The organism is Sphingomonas bacterium, assembly GCF_028289855.1.
Classification (GTDB): domain Bacteria; phylum Pseudomonadota; class Alphaproteobacteria; order Sphingomonadales; family Sphingomonadaceae; genus Sphingomonas.
Genome location: NZ_JAQGKZ010000125.1, coordinates 25,731 through 46,272, shown reverse-complemented (window position 1 = coordinate 46,272; position 20,542 = coordinate 25,731). Strand labels below are relative to the sequence as shown.

At 65.8% G+C, this 20,542-nt stretch carries 22 protein-coding genes; 9 read left to right on the top strand and 13 right to left on the bottom strand.

The genetic code is table 11. The features are described 5' to 3' along the window. The first annotated feature begins 39 nt into the window (after positions 1-39). Positions 40-708 carry a TetR/AcrR family transcriptional regulator gene (locus JWM94_RS14575; protein WP_299428602.1) on the top strand — a complete coding sequence of 223 codons (669 nt, stop codon included), beginning with the start codon at positions 40-42 and terminating at the stop codon, positions 706-708. Here the strand turns inward: JWM94_RS14575 and JWM94_RS14570 are convergent. The 5 genes from JWM94_RS14570 to rpmF all read right to left on the bottom strand — a co-directional run bounded on the left by JWM94_RS14570 (position 705) and on the right by rpmF (position 3,684). Beyond that, positions 705-1,064 carry a MerR family transcriptional regulator gene (locus JWM94_RS14570; RefSeq protein WP_299428599.1) on the bottom strand — a complete coding sequence of 120 codons (360 nt, stop codon included), beginning with the start codon at positions 1,062-1,064 and terminating at the stop codon, positions 705-707. The genes JWM94_RS14575 and JWM94_RS14570 overlap by 4 nt on opposite strands. Before the next feature lie 8 nt (positions 1,065-1,072). After that, on the bottom strand, positions 1,073-1,372 hold the full coding sequence (locus JWM94_RS14565; protein WP_299428596.1) for an integration host factor subunit alpha: 300 nt from the start codon (positions 1,370-1,372) through the stop codon (positions 1,073-1,075). Positions 1,373-1,472: 100 nt separating this feature from the next. Further along, on the bottom strand, positions 1,473-2,438 hold the full coding sequence (locus JWM94_RS14560) for a beta-ketoacyl-ACP synthase III (protein ID WP_299428592.1): 966 nt from the start codon (positions 2,436-2,438) through the stop codon (positions 1,473-1,475). Continuing rightward, positions 2,435-3,481 (bottom strand): phosphate acyltransferase PlsX, encoded by a 1,047-nt coding sequence (plsX, locus tag JWM94_RS14555; protein ID WP_299428588.1) that lies wholly within the window; start codon positions 3,479-3,481, stop codon positions 2,435-2,437. Before plsX ends, JWM94_RS14560 begins: the two co-directional genes overlap by 4 nt. Before the next feature lie 23 nt (positions 3,482-3,504). After that, positions 3,505-3,684, bottom strand: a complete 180-nt coding sequence (gene rpmF, locus JWM94_RS14550; RefSeq protein WP_299428585.1) for a 50S ribosomal protein L32 — start codon at positions 3,682-3,684, stop codon at positions 3,505-3,507. Positions 3,685-3,884: 200 nt separating this feature from the next. On the opposite strand from rpmF, the gene JWM94_RS14545 reads away from it, so the two are divergent. Next, positions 3,885-4,328, top strand: coding sequence for an MAPEG family protein (locus tag JWM94_RS14545; protein WP_299428582.1), 444 nt, complete (start codon positions 3,885-3,887; stop codon positions 4,326-4,328). 13 nt (positions 4,329-4,341) lie between these two features. On the opposite strand, the gene JWM94_RS14540 is transcribed toward JWM94_RS14545, so the two are convergent. Beyond that, on the bottom strand, positions 4,342-5,004 hold the full coding sequence (locus JWM94_RS14540; RefSeq protein WP_299428579.1) for an MBL fold metallo-hydrolase: 663 nt from the start codon (positions 5,002-5,004) through the stop codon (positions 4,342-4,344). An 80-nt stretch (positions 5,005-5,084) separates the two neighbouring features. Here JWM94_RS14540 and pabB point away from each other — a divergent pair, with 80 nt between their 5' ends. The 4 genes from pabB to msrA all read left to right on the top strand — a co-directional run bounded on the left by pabB (position 5,085) and on the right by msrA (position 9,125). Then, positions 5,085-6,866: an aminodeoxychorismate synthase component I gene (gene pabB, locus JWM94_RS14535; RefSeq protein ID WP_299428576.1), complete on the top strand. Its 1,782-nt coding sequence runs from the start codon at positions 5,085-5,087 to the stop codon at positions 6,864-6,866. A 23-nt stretch (positions 6,867-6,889) separates the two neighbouring features. Next, the gene (locus JWM94_RS14530; RefSeq protein WP_299428573.1) at positions 6,890-8,089 is read left to right on the top strand and encodes a pyridoxal phosphate-dependent aminotransferase; all 1,200 of its coding nucleotides are present in this window, start codon (positions 6,890-6,892) and stop codon (positions 8,087-8,089) included. A 171-nt stretch (positions 8,090-8,260) separates the two neighbouring features. Continuing rightward, positions 8,261-8,404, top strand: coding sequence for a hypothetical protein (locus tag JWM94_RS14525; protein WP_299428570.1), 144 nt, complete (start codon positions 8,261-8,263; stop codon positions 8,402-8,404). A gap of 61 nt (positions 8,405-8,465) precedes the next feature. Next, positions 8,466-9,125: a peptide-methionine (S)-S-oxide reductase MsrA gene (gene msrA / locus JWM94_RS14520; protein ID WP_299428567.1), complete on the top strand. Its 660-nt coding sequence runs from the start codon at positions 8,466-8,468 to the stop codon at positions 9,123-9,125. Here the strand turns inward: msrA and pdeM are convergent, their stop codons facing one another. Beyond that, on the bottom strand, positions 9,126-9,788 hold the full coding sequence (gene pdeM, locus JWM94_RS14515; protein ID WP_299428564.1) for a ligase-associated DNA damage response endonuclease PdeM: 663 nt from the start codon (positions 9,786-9,788) through the stop codon (positions 9,126-9,128). A gap of 154 nt (positions 9,789-9,942) precedes the next feature. Between pdeM and JWM94_RS14510 the strand changes: the two genes are divergently transcribed. Further along, complete coding sequence (locus JWM94_RS14510) at positions 9,943-11,841, top strand: potassium transporter Kup (RefSeq protein WP_299428561.1); 1,899 nt, start codon at positions 9,943-9,945, stop codon at positions 11,839-11,841. 110 nt (positions 11,842-11,951) lie between these two features. On the opposite strand, the gene JWM94_RS14505 is transcribed toward JWM94_RS14510, so the two are convergent. The 4 genes from JWM94_RS14505 to JWM94_RS14490 all read right to left on the bottom strand — a co-directional run bounded on the left by JWM94_RS14505 (position 11,952) and on the right by JWM94_RS14490 (position 17,915). Beyond that, entirely contained in the window at positions 11,952-13,361 is a 1,410-nt protein-coding gene (locus JWM94_RS14505) for a M20/M25/M40 family metallo-hydrolase (RefSeq protein WP_299428558.1), read from the bottom strand. Positions 13,362-13,434: 73 nt separating this feature from the next. Beyond that, positions 13,435-14,382, bottom strand: a complete 948-nt coding sequence (locus JWM94_RS14500; protein WP_299428555.1) for an aspartyl protease family protein — start codon at positions 14,380-14,382, stop codon at positions 13,435-13,437. Beyond that, entirely contained in the window at positions 14,379-15,317 is a 939-nt protein-coding gene (locus JWM94_RS14495) for a retroviral-like aspartic protease family protein (protein ID WP_299428521.1), read from the bottom strand. The genes JWM94_RS14500 and JWM94_RS14495 overlap by 4 nt, the downstream gene beginning before the upstream one ends. A 159-nt stretch (positions 15,318-15,476) precedes the next feature. Beyond that, positions 15,477-17,915: a ligase-associated DNA damage response DEXH box helicase gene (locus JWM94_RS14490; protein WP_299428518.1), complete on the bottom strand. Its 2,439-nt coding sequence runs from the start codon at positions 17,913-17,915 to the stop codon at positions 15,477-15,479. Between the two features lie 134 nt (positions 17,916-18,049). On the opposite strand from JWM94_RS14490, the gene JWM94_RS14485 reads away from it, so the two are divergent. Both JWM94_RS14485 and JWM94_RS14480 read left to right on the top strand, forming a co-directional pair. Then, positions 18,050-19,048, top strand: coding sequence for a ligase-associated DNA damage response exonuclease (locus tag JWM94_RS14485; protein ID WP_299428515.1), 999 nt, complete (start codon positions 18,050-18,052; stop codon positions 19,046-19,048). A gap of 44 nt (positions 19,049-19,092) precedes the next feature. Next, positions 19,093-19,803 (top strand): DUF899 family protein, encoded by a 711-nt coding sequence (locus JWM94_RS14480; RefSeq protein WP_299428512.1) that lies wholly within the window; start codon positions 19,093-19,095, stop codon positions 19,801-19,803. Here the strand turns inward: JWM94_RS14480 and JWM94_RS14475 are convergent. Beyond that, positions 19,800-20,102 (bottom strand): putative quinol monooxygenase, encoded by a 303-nt coding sequence (locus JWM94_RS14475; protein WP_299428508.1) that lies wholly within the window; start codon positions 20,100-20,102, stop codon positions 19,800-19,802. The genes JWM94_RS14480 and JWM94_RS14475 overlap by 4 nt on opposite strands. A gap of 48 nt (positions 20,103-20,150) precedes the next feature. Beyond that, positions 20,151-20,540, bottom strand: coding sequence for a hypothetical protein (locus JWM94_RS14470; RefSeq protein ID WP_299428505.1), 390 nt, complete (start codon positions 20,538-20,540; stop codon positions 20,151-20,153). Positions 20,541-20,542: the final 2 nt, after the last annotated feature.

Here is a 20,542-nt window from a genome sequence, read left to right as displayed (position 1 = left end):
ACCGGGTTTCAACTTCGGACTGTGGGGGAGGCGAAAAAGATGGTGCAGCGTGGCGCGAAGGCAACGCTTGTCGATGTAATCGGCGAAGCTGACGCGCGCGGCCTCGACGCCACCGCCAGCGCGGGCAAGGCGCCGCGCACCGATCGCGGCCGGCGCACATTGCGCGCGATCTTGGACGCTGCCGCCGAAGAGTTCGGCGAAAAGGGCTTTCATGAAGGGTCGATCAGCGGAATCACCCGCCGGGCGGGGGTCGCGCTCGGCACGTTCTACACGTATTTCGATTCGAAGGACGCAATCTTCCGCGCGCTGGTGCGCGACATGTCCGAACAGGTCCGCGACCGCGTCGCACCCGCATTACGCAACGCGCCCGACCAGATCGCCGCCGAGCGCGCCGGTCTGTCGAGCTTTCTCGACTTCGTGCGCGGCCACAAGGAAATCTACCGCATCATCGACGAGGCCGAGTTCGTCGATCCGGCGAGCTTTCGCGACCATTATGCCACCACCGCCGAGCGTATCGAACAACGCCTGAAGGCGGCCGCCGGGCGTGGCGAAGTGCGCGCCGACGTGTCCGACGTCCACGCATGGGCGATCATGGGGATGAACGTGTTCCTGGGGCTGCGCTACGGCGTGTGGGACGAGGATCGCACCCCCGACGCAGTGGCCGATACGGTGGCCGACATGCTCCGCGACGGGCTGGTCCCGCGTTAGGCCTGGGCGAGTGCTCGCGCCAGCAAGTCGCGGATCGTCCGGAGGTTCGACGATTCGACCGGCGCGCCCGCCACAGGAACAGGTGCGGCCGATTCCGGCACACCCCGCGCTTCGGTCATCAACAGCTTCTGGACACCGCGAACGGTGTAACCCTGTTGATTGAGCAGGTCGTTGATCCGCCGCACCAGGGCGACGTCTTCGGGCCGGTAATAGCGCCGCTTGCCGGCGCGTTGCAGCGGCCGTAGCTGCGGAAACCGCGTTTCCCAATAGCGCAGGATGTGCTGCGGCAGCCCGGTATCCTGCGATACCTCGCCGATCGTACGGAATGCGCCAGCCGCCTTGTCGCCGGCCGCCATGGTATCAATCAGCCCGCGCTGACGATGCGGTCGCGCATCATCTGGCTGGCGCGGAAGGTCAGCACGCGGCGCGGCGCGATCGGCACTTCGACCCCGGTCTTGGGATTGCGTCCGATGCGCTGGCCCTTGTCGCGCAGGACGAACGTCCCGAACCCGGAAATCTTGACGTTTTCGCCGCGCGACAGCGCTTCGCACATATAATGCAGGATTTCCTCGACCAGCTTGGCCGAATCGGCGCGCGACAGCCCGACTTCGCGCTGCAAGGCGTCGGCCAGATCAGCCCGTGTCAACGTACCCATATTCGTCATCTATGCCCCTCCCCAGGTGCCAGAAAATCACCGTAACACAATGATGCCAATCAGGAAAAGCGATAGTTACGTAAACGTTACTGTCTTGTTTCGATCGCAATCAGGTCCGCACCACCGCGGCACCCCAAGTGAAGCCGCCGCCCATCGCTTCGAGCACGACGATCTGTCCCGGTTTGATCCGCCCGTCGCGCGTCGCGACGTCGAGCGCGAGCGGCACCGACGCCGCCGAGGTGTTGGCGTGCTGATCGACGGTGACGACGACCTTTTCGGCGGGCAGCCCGAGCTTGCGCGCGGTCGCGTCGAGGATGCGGGCATTGGCCTGGTGCGGGACCACCCAGTCGACGTCGGCCGCGGTCATGCCCACCGCGCCAAGCGATTCGTTGAGCACGCTGGCCAGGTTGGTGACGGCGTGGCGGAACACCTCGCGCCCCTTCATCCGCACCTTGCCGACCGTGCCGGTGGTCGAGGGGCCGCCATCGACATAGAGCAATTCGTTGTGCCGCCCGTCGGCGTGGAGCTTTGTCGTCAGGATGCCGGGGCCGTCATCGGATACCTCCTGCCCCTCGAGCACCACCGCGCCCGCGCCGTCGCCGAACAGGACGCACGTCGCGCGGTCCTCCCAGTCGAGGATGCGGCTGAACGTCTCCGATCCGATCACCAGCGCGCGATTCGCCGAACCGGTGCGGATCAGGCTGTCGGCGACCTGGATCGCGTAGAGGAAGCCCGAGCAGACCGCGCCGACATCGAACGCGACGCAATCGTTTATCCCCAGCATCGCCTGAATCTTGGTTGCAGTGGCGGGAAAGGTCTGGTCGGGGGTCGCGGTCGCCAGCACGATCAGGTCGATGTCTGCCGCGCGCTTGCCCGCTGCACCCAGCGCCGCACGTGCTGCATCGGCGCCCAGCGTTCCCGTCGTTTCGTCGGGACTGGCGATGTGGCGGAAACGGATACCGGTGCGCTCGACAATCCATTCGTCGCTGGTATCGACGGTCTCGGCCAACTCGGCGTTAGACACGCGCCGCGCGGGCAGCGCCGATCCGGTGCCGATCAGCACCGCGCGCCTCATGCCGCGACCTCGGCCGGCGTCGCTTGCGCGAAATGCTGGAGGTCCTCGGCGATCTTGATCGCGAGGTCGTCGCGCACGCTCTTCACCGCCACCGCGATCGCGGTCGCAACCCCGTTCTCATTGGCGCCGCCATGGCTCTTCACGACCAGCCCGTTGAGCCCGAGAAACACCGCGCCGTTATGGTTGTTGGGGTCGAGCCGGTCGCGCAACAGCTCGGTCGCCGGGCGCGAGATCAGGAAGCCGATCTTGGAACGCACCGAACTGGAGAAGGCGATCCGCAGCAAGTCTGCGACGAACCGCGCGGTGCCCTCAGCCGTCTTGAGCGCAACGTTGCCCGAAAAGCCGTCGCACACGATCACGTCGACGTCGCCGCGCGACAATTTGTCGCCTTCGATGAACCCGGTGAAGGTCAACGGCAGATGCGTCGCCGCGCGCAAAGCCTGCGCCGCTTCGCGGATGATCCCGGTGCCCTTCATGTCCTCGGTGCCGATGTTGAGCAACGCGACGCGCGGGCTTTCGAGGTCGAGCATGGTGCGCGCATAGGCGGCGCCCATGATCGCGAACTCTTCGAGATTGCGCGCATCGCATTCGGTATTCGCGCCGAGGTCGAGCACCACCGTGTCGTGCGAGCCGAGGCTGGGCATCAGCCCGGCGAGTGCTGGGCGGTCGATCCCCTTCATCGTGCGCAGCGATACTTTGGCCATCGCCATCAGCGCCCCGGTATTGCCCGACGACACTGCGGCGGCCGCCCGGCCCTGCTTCACCAGGTCGATCGCGACCCCCATCGAGGTGGTCTTGGCGCGGCGGATCGCCTGGCTGGGCTTCTCGTCGCCCCGGATCACATCGGGGGCGTGGACGATTTCGGAATTGGCAGTGAGGTTGGGGTGCTTCTTGAGCCCCTCCGCGATCGCTTTTTCGTCGCCGACCAGGAAGAAGTGCGTGCCGTCGTACCGGCGTCGCGCTTCCGCGACTCCCGCTAGCATCACCGCCAGCCCCTCGTCACCGCCCATGGCGTCGACGGCGATCCAGGAGCCGGTGGTCACGCTTTATTCCCCTGGGACGTCGATTAGCCTTCGACCGAAACGATCTCGCGGCCGTTATAGTGCCCGCACGACCCGCACAGATTGTGCGGGCGCTTCAGTTCGCCGCAATTCGGGCATTCCTGATACGATTCGACCGAAAGCGAATCGTGCGAGCGGCGCATGCCACGGCGTGAGGGCGAGGTTTTGCGTTTAGGGACGGCCATTGCGGCGATAACCTTCTAATACTGAAAATCGAATTGATCAGGACGATTAGGCCCGGAAAGGCACCTGCGCAACCGAACGGGTCGGATACGCGGCGCAATTCGGCGGGATTGATCGCGAAGAGCGCGCCTATAGCGATTTGGCGCGGCGTTGCAACCCGGCGCGCCCGGTGCCACGGTCGCCCGCGCAACAGGGGAACGACATGATCTTGCCGATAACGCTCGTGATGGCCGCCGCCGCCGGCCTGATCAACATCTGGCTGGCGATCCGCGTGACGCAGGTCCGCTCGAAGGCCAACGTCTGGCTGGGCGACGGCGGGAGCGAACCGCTCGTTGCACGCACACGGGCGCACCTCAATTTCGTCGAATATGCCCCGTTCGTGCTGATCCTGATCGCGCTGATCGAAGCGGCGCGCGGACCGAGCCTGTGGCTGTGGCTGATCGGCGTGGCGTTCATCCTGGCGCGGCTGTGCCACGGGCTCGGCATGGACCCGACGAGTCCACGCATCCTGCGCCGGATCGGTGCGATGACGACCTTGGCCGTACTGCTCGCACTGTCGGTCTGGGCGCTGGCGATCGGCTATCAGGGCGCCGCCGCGCCGCCGGCGCCGAACGGCCAGACGATCTTCGCCGTACCGAGGGCCTAGGGTCCTCTGCGCGTCAGGCGAGCACCGAATCGGCGACGAACGGATTGCTTGCGCGCTCCTGCGCGAAGGTGCTCGGCTGACCGTGGCCGGGGAGGAAGACGGTGTCGTTGCCCATCGGCCACAGCCGCGTGACGATCGAGTTGATCAATTGCTGATGGTCGCCGCGCGGGAAATCGGTGCGGCCGATCGACCCCTGGAACAGCACGTCGCCGACGATCGCCAGCTTCGATTCGGCGTTGTGGAACACGACATGGCCCGGGGTGTGCCCCGGCGTGTGGTGCACCGCAAAGCTGACCTCGCCCACCGTCACGTCGTCGCCCTGGTCGAGCCAGCGCGCGGGGACGAACGATCGGCCCGGGATGCCGTACTTGAATCCATCCTCACCGAGCCGCTCGATCAGCCAATCGTCGTCGGGATGCGGCCCCTCGATCGGCACGCCGAGATCCTCGGCGAGCTGCGCGGCGCCGGCGGCATGGTCGAAATGGCCATGGGTGATCAGGATCTTTTCGATCGCGACATCATGTTTTTCCATCGCCGATTTGAGCAACGGCAAGTCGCCGCCGGGATCGACGAACGCGCCGCGCATCGTCTTCGTGCACCAGACGAGGGTGCAATTCTGCTGGAGCGGGGTGACGGGGATGATCGCCGCGCGCAGCGGCTGGGAGGGATCGGCCATGGTCGCGAGGTAAAGCGCGGTAGAGGTCGCGGCAAGCTTGGGCTTGCCCTTGGGGCATCCTCGGTTGCATCCCGGCAATCGTGATCCGCCGCGACCGCCCCTTCGTGCTGCTCGACGACGCCCGCGAAACCGGCGCGGCGCCTGCGCGGCTGTACCAGGCGCCGGCTGGAATCGTCGAGGCGCGCGCCATCGTCGAGGTGAAGCCCGCGCTCGACCGGCTGCGCGCGGCGCGGCATCGCGGGCTGCATGCCGCGGGGTTCATCGCGTATGAAGCGGCGGCGGCGTTCGAGCCGGTGATCGGCAAGCTCATCGCGGGCGACGCGCCGTTGCTGTGGTTCGGCCTGTTCGAAGGTTATGAAGAGATCGCGCCCGGCGACGTGCCGGACCTGCTGCCCGACCCGGCCTCGGCCTGGGTCGGCACGCCCAGGCCCGATGTCGATCGCGCGGGCTATGCCGAGCGATTCGATCGCGTCCACGCTCTGATCGAGGCGGGCGATATCTATCAGGCCAATCTCAGCTACCGCGCACGCGTGCCCGTCGCGGGCGATCCGCTGGCGATCTACGCGAAGCTCAGGGCAAATGCTCAGGCGGGCTATGGCGCGGTGGTGTCGACCGGGATCGACTGGCTGCTGTCGCTGTCGCCCGAACTGTTCTTTGCACTCGACGGCGTGAAGCTGACGGCCAAGCCGATGAAGGGCACCGCGCGGCGCGGGAGCACCCCCGACGAGGACCGCGCGCTCGCCGCAACCCTCGCTGAGGATCCCAAGCAGCGCGCCGAGAATCTGATGATCGTCGATCTGCTGAGGAACGACCTGTCGCGCGTCGCCATCCCGGCCAGCGTCGCGGTGCCCGATCTGTTCGCGGTCGAGACCTATCCGACGATCCACACGATGACCTCGACCGTCACCGCGACGCTCGCACCCGACCAAGATTCGATCGACGTGCTCGCGGCGCTGTTTCCGTGCGGGTCGATCACCGGCGCGCCCAAGATCCGCGCGATCGAGGCGCTGGCCGAGATCGAGGCGACGAGCGCGCCGCGCGGGGCCTATACCGGCGCGATCGGGCGGCTCGATGCGAGCGGCGGAGCGATGTTCAATGTCGCGATCCGTACGCTGGCGATTGCCGGCGACGACGATCACGCGACGCTGGGCGCGGGTGGCGGGATCGTCGCCGACTCGCGCGAGGCGGAGGAATGGGACGAAGCACTCGCCAAAATGGCGTTCGTGACGGCGGGCGCGCCGACCATCGACCTGATCGAAACGATGGCGTTCGATCCGGTCGAGGGAATCGCGTTGCTCGAACGCCATCTGGCGCGACTGAAGACCAGCGCGAATCTGCTCGGCTTCGCCTTCGACCGCCACGCCGCACGCAACGAGCTCCAGGCGGCGACCTTCCGGTTGCGCGAGCCGAAGCGCATCCGGCTGTTGCTCGCGCGGTCGGGCGCAGTGGCGATCGAGGTCGCATCGCTGCCCGCCTTCCCCACCGATCCGATCATGGTGAAGATTGCCCAGATACCGGTCGGTCGCGCCGACTTCCGCCTTCGCCACAAGACGACCGACCGCGCATTCTACGACGAGGCGCGCGACGGCGCGTTCGAGGTTTTGTTCGAACGCGACGGTCAATTGACCGAAGGCAGCTTCACGTCGCTGTTCGTCGAGCGCGATGGCGTGCTGCTGACTCCGCCCCTCAGGCTCGGGCTGCTTCCGGGCGTGTTGCGTGGCGAGCTGCTCGACGGCGGTCGCGCGGTCGAGGCGGTGCTGACCCGCGCCGATCTTGCGGACGGCTTTTTGCTCGGAAATGCGTTCCGCGGCCTCATGCCTGCATTTGTTGCGGTTGCGAACGCCGACGCGCCGTCGCTATAGCGCCCCGACACAGGGGACCGTTCATGCAGCCTTCCGCCGCGCTCAACCGCATCAAGCCGTCGCCGACGCTGGCGATCACGAGCCGCGTCGCCGAGTTGAAGCGCGAGGGCGTGGACGTGATCGGCCTCGGCGCGGGCGAGCCCGATTTCGACACGCCCGAGTTCATCAAGGAAGCCGGGATCAAGGCGATCCGCGACGGCCAGACCAAATATACCAATGTCGATGGCACGCCCGAGCTCAAGGAAGCGATCCGACTCAAGTTCAAGCGCGACAATGCGCTCGATTACGGCGTCGATCAGATTTCGGTGAATTCGGGCGGCAAGCACACCTTGTTCAACGCGATGGTCGCGACGCTCGATCCCGGCGACGAAGTCGTGATCCCGGCACCCTATTGGGTCAGCTATCCGGATGTCGTGCTGTTCGCAGGCGGGACGCCGGTGTTCGCCGCGGCGGGGGCGAATCAGAATTACAAGCTTAGACCCGAACAGCTCGAAGCGGCGATCACCCCGCGCACCAAATGGCTGATCCTCAACTCACCGTCCAACCCGACCGGCGCCGCCTATAGCGAAGCCGAGCTCAAGGCGCTGGGCGCGGTACTCGAACGCCACCCGCACGTCTGGATCTTCGCCGACGACATGTACGAGCATATCGTGTTCGACGATTTCCAGTTCCGCACGATCGCGCAGGTCTGCCCGTCGCTGTACGACCGCACGCTGACCGCCAATGGCTGTTCGAAAGCCTATGCGATGACCGGCTGGCGGATCGGGTTCGCCGGCGGCGCGCCGTGGCTGATCAAGGCGATGTCGAAGCTGCAATCGCAATCGACCAGCAACCCGTGCTCAATCGCGCAGGCGGCATCGGTCGCCGCGCTGACCGGCGACCAGGCGTTTCTCAAGGACAATGCCGCGCTGTTCCAGTCGCGCCGCGATCTGGTCGTATCGATGCTCAACCAGGCGAGCGGCATCACCTGCCCGCGGCCCGAGGGTGCGTTCTATGTCTATCCCGAATTCTCCGCTTTGATCGGCAAGACCACGCCCAACGGGCGGCTGATTTCGACCGACGAGGATTTCGTCGGCTATTTGCTCGATGACGCGCGCGTCGCCGCGGTGCAGGGCGAGGCGTTCGGGCTCTCGCCGGCGATGCGGATCAGCTACGCGACCAGCGACGATCTGCTGCGCGAAGCGTGCGAGCGAATCCAGACTGCCTGCGCGGCGCTGCGTTAATTGCATCCAGGGATGCGGCCGCAGCGTATCTGATCGCAGCCCAACGTCGAAACCTTCGATGAACGGTCAGGCCAGTTTTTGTTCAGCCCCGGAAACCTATTGTTCACGGATTGGTGGTTGAAGCGGCGCCGCATCGTGCCGATTTCGCCCCCACACAAAGGGACAAGAGTCATGAAGACCATTCTCAAATCCGCGATGCTGTGGCGCTTCCTCGGCGGGTTCGCGCTCGGCGGGCTCGGCGTATTGGCGCTGCATCCGGCAACCGCGCAGACCGCGCCGCACACGCAAGCGACGGTCGCAAACGTTTCGCGCTAAGCCGCATCCTTGGCCGCTCCGCCGCCGTTCCTATATGCAGAACGACACGGAGACACCCAAAATGATCAAGCCATTCCTGATAGTAGCGCTGGCTGGTGCCGCGATGCTTGCGGCTACCCACGCGACCAGCGCCGGCGCCGAGCGCGCGGTCATCATCCCCGCCCCGGCGCGTGACGTCGTTCCCGCCGCGCAACCGCGCGTCGCGGTGTTCGCCGGCGGCTGCTTCTGGGGGATGGAGGCGGTGTTCGAGCGCGTGAAGGGCGTCACCGGCGTCACCGCTGGCTATGCCGGCGGCACTGCGGAATCCGCAACCTATGATCAGGTATCGACGGAGAGCACAGGCCATGCCGAGGCGGTGCGGATCACCTACGACCCGCGCGTCGTCAGCTACGGCACGCTGCTGCGCGTCTATTTCTCGATCGCCACCGACCCGACCTCTCTCAACCAGCAAGGCCCCGATTCAGGCCCAAGTTATCGCACCGCGATCTTCCCGCAGAATGCCGCCCAGCGCGGCGTCGCAGCTGCCTATATCGCGCAGCTCAATGCGGCCAAGGTGTTCAAGCGCCCGATCGTGACGAAGCTGGAAACCGGCCGCTTCTTCGCCGCCGAGGAATATCACCAGCGCTTCTACGACAGGAATCCCAACCACCCGTACATCGTGAATTGGGACAAACCCAAGGTCGCGGCATTCCGCGCAGCCTTCCCGCAACTGGCAAAATAATCAGGCGGCGAGCGGGAAGCGCAATAACCGGTCCGCGATCGGCACCAGCGCCTCGCCGCTGCGTCCCACCGCGCGAACGATCTCCGGGTGTCCCACATCGAGGCCGCCGGTGAGCGCACCGAAAGCCGGCAGGATAAGCTTGATGTCGGTGGCGATGAAACACCGCCGCGACACGAGCCGTCCGCGCACGCGCACGCGGAGCTTGGGGTGGAAATGCCCCGACAGTTCGGGACGCGGATCGCGGGGGTCGGCCTCATGCCGCAACACCAGCCCATCGACTACCGCCTCATCGATCACCGTTCCGCCGCACGGATTGCCGATCGCCGAATCGTGATTGCCGACGATCCACGTCCAGCGATGCACTGCGGTCAGCGCGCACAATCGGGCTTGTTCCGCCGCGGGCAGCCGTTCGCAGCCGCGCGCGTCGTGGAAGCTGTCGCCCAGGCACCAGATTTCGACCGGGTCGGTCGCCGCGACCACCGCTTCGATCGCAGCCAGGGTCGCGGCGCTGTCATACGGCGGCAGCATCTGGCCGAAGCTCGCGAACCAGCTGGCTTTCTCGAAATGTAGATCGGCGACGATCAGCGCGCGCCGCGCCGGCCAATACAGCGCCCCCGCAGGCAGCGCGGCGAGTTGATGATCGGCGAACGAAAAGAGAACCATGCCTCGCAATGCCGCAATCGCGCCGCTGGATCAATCGCTTGCGAAGGCACCGCGAAAGGCGCTTGCATGGCGCGCCAACAAGCGTAAAGCGCGCCGTCCTTCTCGGCAGGCCAACGATTCCATGTCATCCGGTGCCAAAGCGTCCAAGGGCGCGATGCCCCCCAAAATATTGCTGGGCTTGACGATCGGCGCGATCGGCGTCGTGTTCGGCGATATCGGGACGAGCCCGCTCTATGCGTTTCGCGAGGCGCTCGGCCAGGCCGCCGCCGACGGGCTCGAGGCCGACGAGATATTGGGCGTGCTCAGCCTCGCCTTGTGGTCGCTGTTCCTCGTCGTCACGGTCAAATACGTGCTGTTCCTGATGCGCGCGAACAATCGCGGCGAGGGCGGCGTGCTGGCGCTGGCAGCGCTGGCGCGGCGCGCGCTCGGTTGGCGATCGCGCACCGCGATCGTGCTCGGCGCGGCCGGCGCGGCACTGTTCTACGGCGACGCGATGATCACCCCGGCGCTGTCGGTGCTATCCGCGGTCGAGGGGTTACGCACGCTGCCCGGCGCTTCGAATGCGATCGGCGAGGGCGTGATCATGGGGATCACGATCGGCATCCTGATCGGTCTGTTCCTGATCCAGTCGCGTGGCACCGCGCGCGTGTCGGCGCTGTTCGGCCCGGTCTGCATCCTGTGGTTCGTCGTGATCGGCGCGCTCGGGCTGTGGCACATCATGGACGAGCCCGGCATCCTGTGGGCGTTCAACCCGTGGGAGGCGGTCAAATTCCTCGCCACCCACGGCGTGCTCGGGCTGTTCGTGCTCGGTGCGGTGTTCCTGACGGTGACGGGGGTCGAGGCGCTGACCGCCGATATGGGGCATTTCGGTTTGAAGCCGATCCGGCTCGGCTGGTTCGCGTTGGTGTGGCCGGCGCTGGCGCTCAACTATCTCGGCCAAGGGGCCTATGCGCTCAACAAATTGGAGGCGGTCAACGCCGCCGGCCAGCATTTCGCCAATGCCGACTGGTTCTTCCTGATGGCGCCCGAGAATGTGCGGCCGCTGCTGATCGTCCTCGCGATGCTGGCGACGATCATCGCCAGCCAGGCGGTGATCACCGGCGCCTATTCGCTGACCCAGCAGGCGGTCCAGCTCGGGCTGTTGCCGCGCCTGCGGGTCCGCAACACCTCGGCCGATTATGCCGGACAAATCTATCTGCCCTCGATCAACTGGCTGCTGCTGGTCGGCGTGCTGGTGCTGGTGATCCAGTTCCGCACCTCGTCGGCGATGGCGGCGGCATACGGCATCGCGGTGACCGGCACGATGGTAGTCACCACCTGCCTCGCCTACATCGTCGTGCGCCACCGCTGGCGCTGGTCGCGACCTTGGGCACTGGCGGTGATCCTGCCGTTCCTGACGCTCGACCTGATCTTCTTCGGCGCCAACATCTTGCGCGTGGTCGAGGGCGGTTGGGTGCCGCTGGTGATCGCGGCGTGCATCGGCTTCACGATCTTCACCTGGGTGCGCGGCAAGAGCATCGTGCGCACGTTCGAGCAACGCCAGAGCATCCCGCTAGCCGATCTCGCCGCCGCGCTGAATCGCCGCCCGCCCGAACGGGTCGAGGGGACCGCGATCTTCCTGACCGGTAGCCCGGCGGCGGCGCCGGGCGCGCTGCTCCACAATCTGAAGCACAACAAGGTGCTCCACGTGACCAATTTGATCGCGTCGGTCAAGACCAGCGACCAGCCGCAGGTGTCGGCGAACGACCGCTGCGAGATCAAGCGGCTCGACGACAATTTCAGCGTCGTCGTACTGCGCTATGGCTTTATGGAAAGCCCGGACGTGCCGCACGATCTGGCGGTCGCGGCCAAGGCCGGGCTGCTCGACCTCGATCCGATGAAGGCAAGCTATTTCATCGGCCGCAACACGCTGAAACCCGATGCCGAGGTCGGCATGCCGTTATGGCAGGACCGCATCTTCATGTTCCTGCAAAGGAACGCCAGCGACCCCACCGACTTCCTGCGCATCCCGCCGGGCAAGGTGCTCGAACTGGGCGAGCAGGTTACGGTTTAGGCTCACCGCGGCGAAATAGCCGCGCTATTTCGCGTCTATGCGGTGAGCCTGGCTGGCGACGCACCGCGTCGGCCGACGGCGCGAATTCACTTCGCGCCGCTGCTCCCGACCTATCCCGCGTACGCCTTCACCAGATCGAACAGATAATCTCGCCCGGCATAGAGCGACTCCACGCGGATCCGCTCGTTCAGCCCGTGAACCCCGCTGAAATCGCTGTCGATGAAGATGCCCGGCGCACCGTAGACCGGAATACCGATCGCCTCCAGGAAGATGCCGTCGGTCGCGCCGGTCGACATCGACGGCAAGAGCGGCACGCCGGGGAAATATTTGGCCGCAAGCGTCGTCATCGGACCGGTAATCTTGGGGTCGAGCCGGGGCGGAATGCCGATCGGGCGGATCGGCATGTTGGCGGTCACGGTGACCTTCGGCCCGGCCAGTTCCTTCAATTTGGCGAGCGTTTCGTCGACGCTCTCGCCCGGGAAAATCCGGCAATTGATATTGGCGGTCGCCTTTTGCGGCAGCGCGTTTTCGGCATGGCCCGCTTTCAGCAAGGTCGCGACGCACGTTGTACGCAAGGTCGAATGCATCGCCTTATCCATGCTGACGATCTTGTCGGCCGCAGCGTCGTTGGGATTGGCGAGCAGCGTGGTGATCGACTCGCTTACCGGCCTGGGCGTGGTCGGCGCTTTCGCCACCATCCCGAAGAACGCGCGCGTCGTGTCGGTGAACTTGATCGGGAATTCGTAGGTTCGCACGCGATTGATCGCATCGGCCAGCTCGTAGATCGCGTTGTCGGGCACCGGCTGAGAGCTGTGCCCGCCGGGATTGGTGGTGGTGAAGGTGAAGTTCTGCGCCGCCTTCTCGCCCACCTGGATCGCCAGCAATTCGCGCTCGCCCTTGGCGTTGTAGCGCCCGCCGCCACCCTCGTTGAGCGCGAACTCGGCAGCGATCAGATCGGGCTTGTTCTTGGCCAGCCACTCTGCGCCGTTGAACGCGTAGGTGGTTTCCTCGCCGCACGTCAGCGCCAGCTTGATCGTGCGCTTGGGCTTGTAGCCCGATTGCTTGAAGCGGATCATCGCGTCGGCCCAGATCGCCGCCATCGCCTTGTCGTCGACGGTGCCGCGGCCGTAATAATAGCCGCCTTCCTCGATCAGCTTGAATGGATCGCGCACCCAATCCTCGCGCTTCGCGGCGACGACGTCGATATGGCCGAGCAGCAGCATCGGCTTGGCTTTGGCATCGCTCCCCTTGAGCACCGCGACCAGCCCGCCGTCATTGGGATGATCGGGGACCGAAAAGGGCGTAAGTTCCTGATCGGTATAGCCCGCCGCCTTCATCCGCGCCGCGATCTGCGCCGCCGCCTGCGTGCAATTGCCGACATCGACCGCGGTGTTGGTCTCGACCAGTTCCTTGTACAGCGCGAAGAAGGCTTGCTGGTCGGGGCGACGTTCGTCCGCCGCGCTCGCGCCCGCCGATTGCCCGATCAACGCCGCCGCGACGATCCATCCTATGCCACGCATGCCAACCCCCCAAAGACGCTATCGATCGTGACGGGAATAGAGCGGCAAATCGCAGGGCTGGCAACCGGCGGCGCTATTGAAACCGGAACTGCGACTGGACGATCACCGATTTGGGCAGGGTCAGGCGAATCTCGCGGTTGGCGAAGTCGATCTGCACGCGGCGGAATAGCTTCAGCGTGTCCATCCCCAGCATCAGCGCGGGGGTATTGGTCAGCCCGAACCGCTTGAACGGCAACGCATCGGCGAAACCGATCGGCACGCCCGTGAAACTGACCCCGGCGATGCTGAGCGAGTCGATGATGCGGTAATCCGCCTGCAGCATCTGTCCGGTTACCGACATCAGTGAAATCATGCCCAGCGACTTTTCGGTGCGGACTCGCTTCAGCAACGCGAGATTGCCGATTGTCACCGGCGAGCCGGTGTCGATCACGACCGAAATCCGCCGCCCGCGATAACTGGCGTCGGTGACGATCAGCTGGCCGTAGAGATTCTTGGCACGGATCACGATATCGTCCGGGCCGACCGCGGCGCCGCGCTTCCTCGCCGGGCGGACCTCCATCAAATTGCGGTCGAAATCGATCGCGACGGCATGACCCTTGAGCGCGTCGATCCCGAGCATCCCCGGCGCGCCGAGATTGGCGGCGGAGACCGCCGGAGCTTCGAGCGTATCGGGCCTGACCATGCTGACCTGGAGCGCCGGCAACAGGAACGTGCCAAGCTCGCCCTGCCCGGTCATCGTGGTCACGCGGACGCGGCGCCCGGCGGCGAGGTTGAGCGAACCCGCCAGTTCGCGCGACACCACCGTGCGCTCGGACCCGGTGTCGATGATGAAGCGATAGGGGCCGCTCGCGCCGATCGACACCGGAACGGTCATACGGCTGTCGTCGACCCCTAGGCCGACGGTTTCGGGCGCGGCGGCGGCGGAATCGACCGGCGCGGTCGGCGGCAGCTTGGCGTTCTGGGCGAACAGCGGCACCGTGATCGCGGCGATCGCCAGCCCGCAAAACAGCACCCGCTTCACAGTCTTTTGCAATTCGCGAGGGTGCGGCACGTATCGCGGAAATCGATTTTAGTCGCGCGCGGCAACGTGAAGGCGATTTCCCGATTGACAAAATCCATCTCGAGCCGGCGGAACATGCGGAGCGAGCTCATCCCCAGGATCAGTGCCGGCTTGTCGGCGAGCCCCAATCTGGCGAACGGCGGCGCATCGGCGAACGACAGCCCGAAACTGTCGAACCGGATATCGCCGATCCGGACATCGTTGATCATGACGTAATCGGTGTCGAACGACCGGCCCGTAACCGAAAAAGTCGTGACCGGCCCGATCATGCGGGGTTTGCGCCGGGCGAGCGCCAGCATCGCCTTGTTGCCGACGCTGATCCACGACCCGGTATCGATCACGACCTCGATCGGATGCCCTTCGAACGACGCCTTGGTGACGATCAGCTGGCCGAGCCTGGCTTCGGCGCTGACCAGAATCTCACCCTGGGGATGCCGCTTGGCCGGGGCCAGCGTCATCCGGTTGTTGTCGAAGTCGATGATGATGCGGCGGCCCTGCAAGGCATCGATGCCCAGCATCCCCGACGCGCCCAGATTGGCCTCGGCAAGCGCCGGCGCCTCGATCGCGGCGGTGCTGAGCGAGCCTGCGGTGAGCGACGGGACCTTGACGGTGTTGACCGTGCTCGACCCGGCGAAATCGAACAATCGCGCGCGCGACCCGGCATCGAGCCCAAGCGTGTCGGCAAGCTCGCGCGACACCGCGGATCGTTCCGCGCCGGTGTCGACGATGAAGGCGTACGGCCCCTTGCCGTCAACCGATACCGGCACCGTCATACGGTTGGCGAGGGTGCCGAAGCCGAGCGTTTCGGCGGGCGCCGACGCGGGTTGCGCTGCGGACGCGGGCAAGCCGGCATCCTTTTGTGGCTGACCGCCCCAAGCGAGGAGCGGCATCGCCATTGCGCTTGCCGCGACCGCTACACAGAATCCCAACCTGCGCATGATCGCAAGTGTACGCTCGTTCGGAATGCGTACCAAGCGGATAATACAGTTCGTGCTGTTCCGGCCATGCCGGAACAGGCGCGGTACCGCCATCCGCGTGAGCGGACCAAAGACTCCTCAATCCAGCCGCATCGCCTCGCGCGCCAGAACCTCGGCTTCGGCAAGCAACTGATCGTCCGCCGTCCCCGTCGCGACGCGCTCGCGGCCGATCAGCGTCAGTACCGGAACGGCGAGCGGGGAGATGCGATCGAGATCGACATGGAGCATCGTGTCGCCGGCGCGGTCGAGCAAATCGGCAAGACGGCCAACGTCGGTCATCCGCGCCCGAGCATCGGCCCAAGCGGCCTGGAGCAGCAAATGGCCGGGCTCGTACTTGCGCAGCACGTCGTAGATCAAGTCGGTCGAGAAGGTGACTTGCTTGCCCGTCTTGCGCTTACCGGGATGCTGGCGCTCGACCAGTCCGCCGATCACCGCGACTTCGCGAAACGCGCGCTTGAGCAAATGCGAGCTTTGCACCCAGTCGACAAATTCGTTTTCGAGAATGTCGGACGAGAACAACGACGCCGGATCGGTGACCTTTTCGAGCCCGTAACAAGCGATCGCATAGTCGTTCGCGACGAAGCCAAGCGGTTTGAGGCCCAGCGTCTCCATTCGCCGAGTCACCAGCATGCCGAGCGACTGGTGCGCGTTCCATCCTTCGAAACTGTACGCGACCATGTAGTGCCTTCCCTCGCGCGGGAAGGTTTCGACCAGCAATTGCCCGGGCTCGGGCAAGGTCGAACGACAGCCCTGCACTTCGAGCCATTCGCGCACGTCGTCGGGGAAGCGCCGCCATTCGGACGGGTTCGCCAGGAACCCACGCACGCGGTCGGCGAGGTTGGTCGACAGCGGCATTCGCGCGCCGCCATAGGTTGGGATACGTGCCGGCCTCGTGCTGGCGCGGACCACCAGATCCTCGAGGTCCATGCGCAACACTTCGCAGCTAATCCCGGCGAAAAAGAAGGTGTCGCCGATCGACAGCGTCGCGCCGAACCCTTCCTCGACCTTGCCGAGCAGCCGTCCGTTCTTGAACCGCACGTTGAGCATCGTCGCCTCGACGATGATCCCGGCGTTGAGGCGGTGTTGCGTGACGAACCGCGGGTGGCTGACCCGCCACGTCCCATCGGCCTCCTGCGTCAGTCGCTTGAACCGGTCGTACGCCTTCAGCGCATAGCCGCCGTCGCGGATGAAGCTCAGCACGCGCTCGAACGTCTCGGCGTCGAGCGCAGAATAGGGCAGCGACCCTTGCAACTCGCCGAGCAATTCCTCTGCCTTGAACGGCGCGGCGCACGCGCACGCCATGATGTGCTGCGCGAGTACGTCAAGGCTGCCGGGGCGGAACGGGTCGGCGTCGAGCGCGCCTTCTTCGACCGCGTCGAGCGCCGCACGCGCTTCCAGATATTCGAAACGGTTGCCGGGGACGACGATCGCCTCTGACGATTCGTCGAGCCGGTGGTTGGCGCGGCCGATCCGCTGGAGGAGCCGCGACGATCCCTTGGGCGCGCCCATCTGGATCACGCAATCGACGTCGCCCCAATCGACGCCCAAATCGAGGCTGGCGGTCGCGACCAGCCCGCGCAACTTGCCGTCGGCCATCGCGCCTTCGACCTTGCGCCGCGCCTCGCGGCTGAGCGACCCGTGATGGATGCCGATCGGCAGCGACATCGCATTGGCTTTCCACAGATCCTGGAAGATCAATTCGGCCAGACTGCGCGTGTTGCAGAACACGATCGTGGTGCGGCAAGTCTCGATCTCCGCCATCACCTGTTCGGCGGCGTAGCGTCCCGAATGGCCCGACCACGGCACGCGGCCTTCGGGCAGCAGGATCGAGATGTTCGGCTCGGCGCCCGGTTCGCCGAGCACCAGCCGCACCTGGTCGATATCGCCATCGGGGGCGAGCCAGGCGCGGTAGTCATCGGGATCGGCGACCGTCGCCGACAGCGCCACCCGGCGCATCGCTGGCGCGATCGCCTGAAGCCGCGACAGGCAGAGGTTGAGCAAGTCGCCGCGCTTGCCGTTGGCGAAGGCGTGGACCTCGTCGACGACGACGCGCTTCAGGCCTGCGAACATCAAGAAACTGTCGGGATAGCTGAGCAGCAGCGACAGGGATTCGGGCGTGGTCAGCAGGATGTTGGGCGGCTTGATCCTTTGCCGCGCCTTGCGGTCGGAGGGCGTGTCGCCGGTGCGCGTCTCGATGCGGATATCGAGGTCCATCTCGTCGACCGGCGTCAGCAGGTTGCGCTGCACGTCCACCGCGAGCGCCTTGAGCGGCGAGACGTAAAGGGTGTGCAGGCCGTCCTGCGGTACCTCGATCAATTCGGTCAGCGTCGGCAGAAAGCCGGCGAGCGTCTTGCCCGCGCCGGTCGCCGCGACGAGCAGCGCGTGACGCCCGGCGCGCGCGGCATCGAGCATCTCGAGCTGATGCCGCCGCGGCGCCCAGCCGCGCGACGCGAACCAGTCGGTCAGGGGTTGGGGCAATACCTCCCTCAATCCGTCATGCTGAACTTGTTTCAGCATCCAACGCGCCTCAACCGACGCCGTCGCCCGTTGCACGATGGCCCCTGAAACAAGTTCAGGGAGACGGTAGCTTGGGGGCGAGCACATCGTATCAACAGGATGGAACTCAAGCGCATCCCATCCATATAGGATGCATGGCCAAGCTCGGCGACTGGATCGATCCCAAGCCCCACGGCATTTACGTGAAGCCCGCCGACGCGTGGATCGACCCGTCCGTGCCGAGCCCGCGCGCGCTCGTCACGCACGGCCATGCCGACCACGCGCGCGGCGGGCATGCGGCGGTATGGGCGACGCCCGAGACGCTGGCGATCATGGACACGCGCTATGGCCCGCAGGCCGGGCATCCGGTCGACTACGGCCAGATCCTCGACATGGGCGGGGTCGAAGTGTCGTTCGTTCCCGCGGGGCACGTTCTGGGCTCCGCCCAGATCGTGCTCAAATATCGCGGCGAGACGATCGTCGTGTCGGGCGACTACAAGCGCCGCCCCGACCCGACCTGCGCGCGGTTCGTGCCGGTCAAATGCGACATCTTCGTCACCGAGGCGACCTTCGGCCTGCCCGTGTTCCGCCACCCCGACACGCACGACGAAATGGACAAGTTGCTCGCTGCGTTGCGGGCCAATCCCGACCGCTGCGTGCTGGTCGGCGCGTACGCGCTGGGCAAGGCGCAGCGTGTGATCCGCGAGCTGCGCGACATGGGGTTCGACGATCCGATCTACATCCACGGCGCTCTGCAACGGCTGTGCGATCTGTATGTCGAACTCGGCGTCGATCTGGGTGAATTGCGGCTGGCGACCGGCGTGCCCAAGGCGGAGTTGCAGGGCCGCCTCGTCATATCGCCGCCCTCGGCGCTCAACGACCGCTGGTCTCGCCGCCTGCCCGATCCGATCACCGCGATGGCCAGCGGCTGGATGCGCGTTCGCCAGCGCGCACGACAGAAGCTGGTCGAGCTGCCGCTGATCCTGAGCGACCACGCCGATTGGGACGAACTGACCGACACGCTGCTTGAGATCGCGCCCAAGGAAGTATGGGTAACGCACGGCCGCGAGGAAGCATTGATCCACTGGTGCATGACTCGCCAAATCAAGGCCCGCGCGCTCGCCTTGGTCGGGTATGAGGATGAAGATGACTGATCGATTCGCTGCGCCGGGCGTTTGATCCGCGAAGGAGAAGGATGATGGCCGAAGCCGACGCCAAGGTACTGACCCCCGCGACCGACCTCGCCGCCAAGGCGCACCGTCTTTATCCCGGCGAGAGCGCGGCCTATGCTAAGGCGCGTACAGCGCTGATTGCCGAAGAAGTCGAGCTTCGCCGCATGCTCGAACGCGTCGCCGCACACCGCCGCGCTTTGCCCGAAGCGCCCGTGGTGACGAAGGACTATACGTTCGAGGGGCCAAGCGGCACCGTCCACCTCGCCGACCTGTTCGAGGGACACGACACGCTCGTCACCTATTGCTGGATGTACGGCCCCGAGCGAGAACGGCCGCGCCCGATGTGCACGCAGTTCATCGGTCCGCTGGCCGCCAACGCCGCCGACATCCGCCAGCGCGTCGGCCTCGCGGTGATCGCGCGATCTCCGGTGGTGCGGATGCAGGCGTTCGCCGAGGAACGTGGCTGGCGAAACTTGCCGCTCTACAGCGACTCGCCGGAAGCGTTCGGGCGCGATCACAATGCCTGGCACGACGATGGCGACTGGCCGTCCTACGACGTGTTCACCAAGGACAGGAACGGCACGATCCGCCATTTCTGGGGCAGCGAATTGGGCGGCACGCAGGATCCGGGGCAGGACCCGCGCGGCGCGCCCGAAATGTCGCCATTGTGGAACGTGCTCGACACCACGCCCGCGGGCCGTGGCACCGATTGGTATCCGAAGATCGATTACGACTAACCCAAGGGCGGCAGCTCGGTCGCCTCGTACGCGGTGATCTTCTCGCTCGCGCATGAATGCTCGCGGAACGCGGCGAGCAGGTCGGCAATGCCCGGCGTCGTGAAATGGGCCTGAAGCGCCGCCACGTCGCGCCACTCCTCGAAGAAGACGAGCTTCATCGGCTCCTCGCTGTCGATCCGTACCGCGTGGCTGATGCAGCCGTTCTCGGTGCGCGAGCGGTGGACATGCGCAAGGCTGGCTTCGAGCAACGCATCGAAGCTGCCGGGTTTGGCGGTGACGCTGCCGGTGACGATGATCATCCCGCTCTCCTTTTCGGATAGCTAGAATGCTGGCGGTCACCGGGTCAATCAGGCGGCGGCGAGTTCATCTTCGGGGAGGAGCAGCCATGCTTCGGCCGTCGCGGCGTCCTCGAAGCAGCGCGCGGTCCGCACTTCGAGCGCGCGCATCAACTGGCTGCGCGCCAGCGTGCGGCTGATCACAAAGGCTAGCCGTCGAGAGCGATAGGCGGGGTCGGCGAGCAACGACTGGAATGCCGTGACGATATCCTGCGCCTGCACTTGCATGCCGGATATGTCGTTGAGCGTCAGGTGACGGTTACGCCGGCAAGTCAGCTTGGCGTGCTCGACGGCGCGCGCGGCGCGGAACGCTGCGATATCGGCGGGGGTGAAGAATCCCGACATTTTGATCCGGATCAGGTCGCGGGCCGGATCGGCGGTGATGGTGAATTGTGCGGGCATGG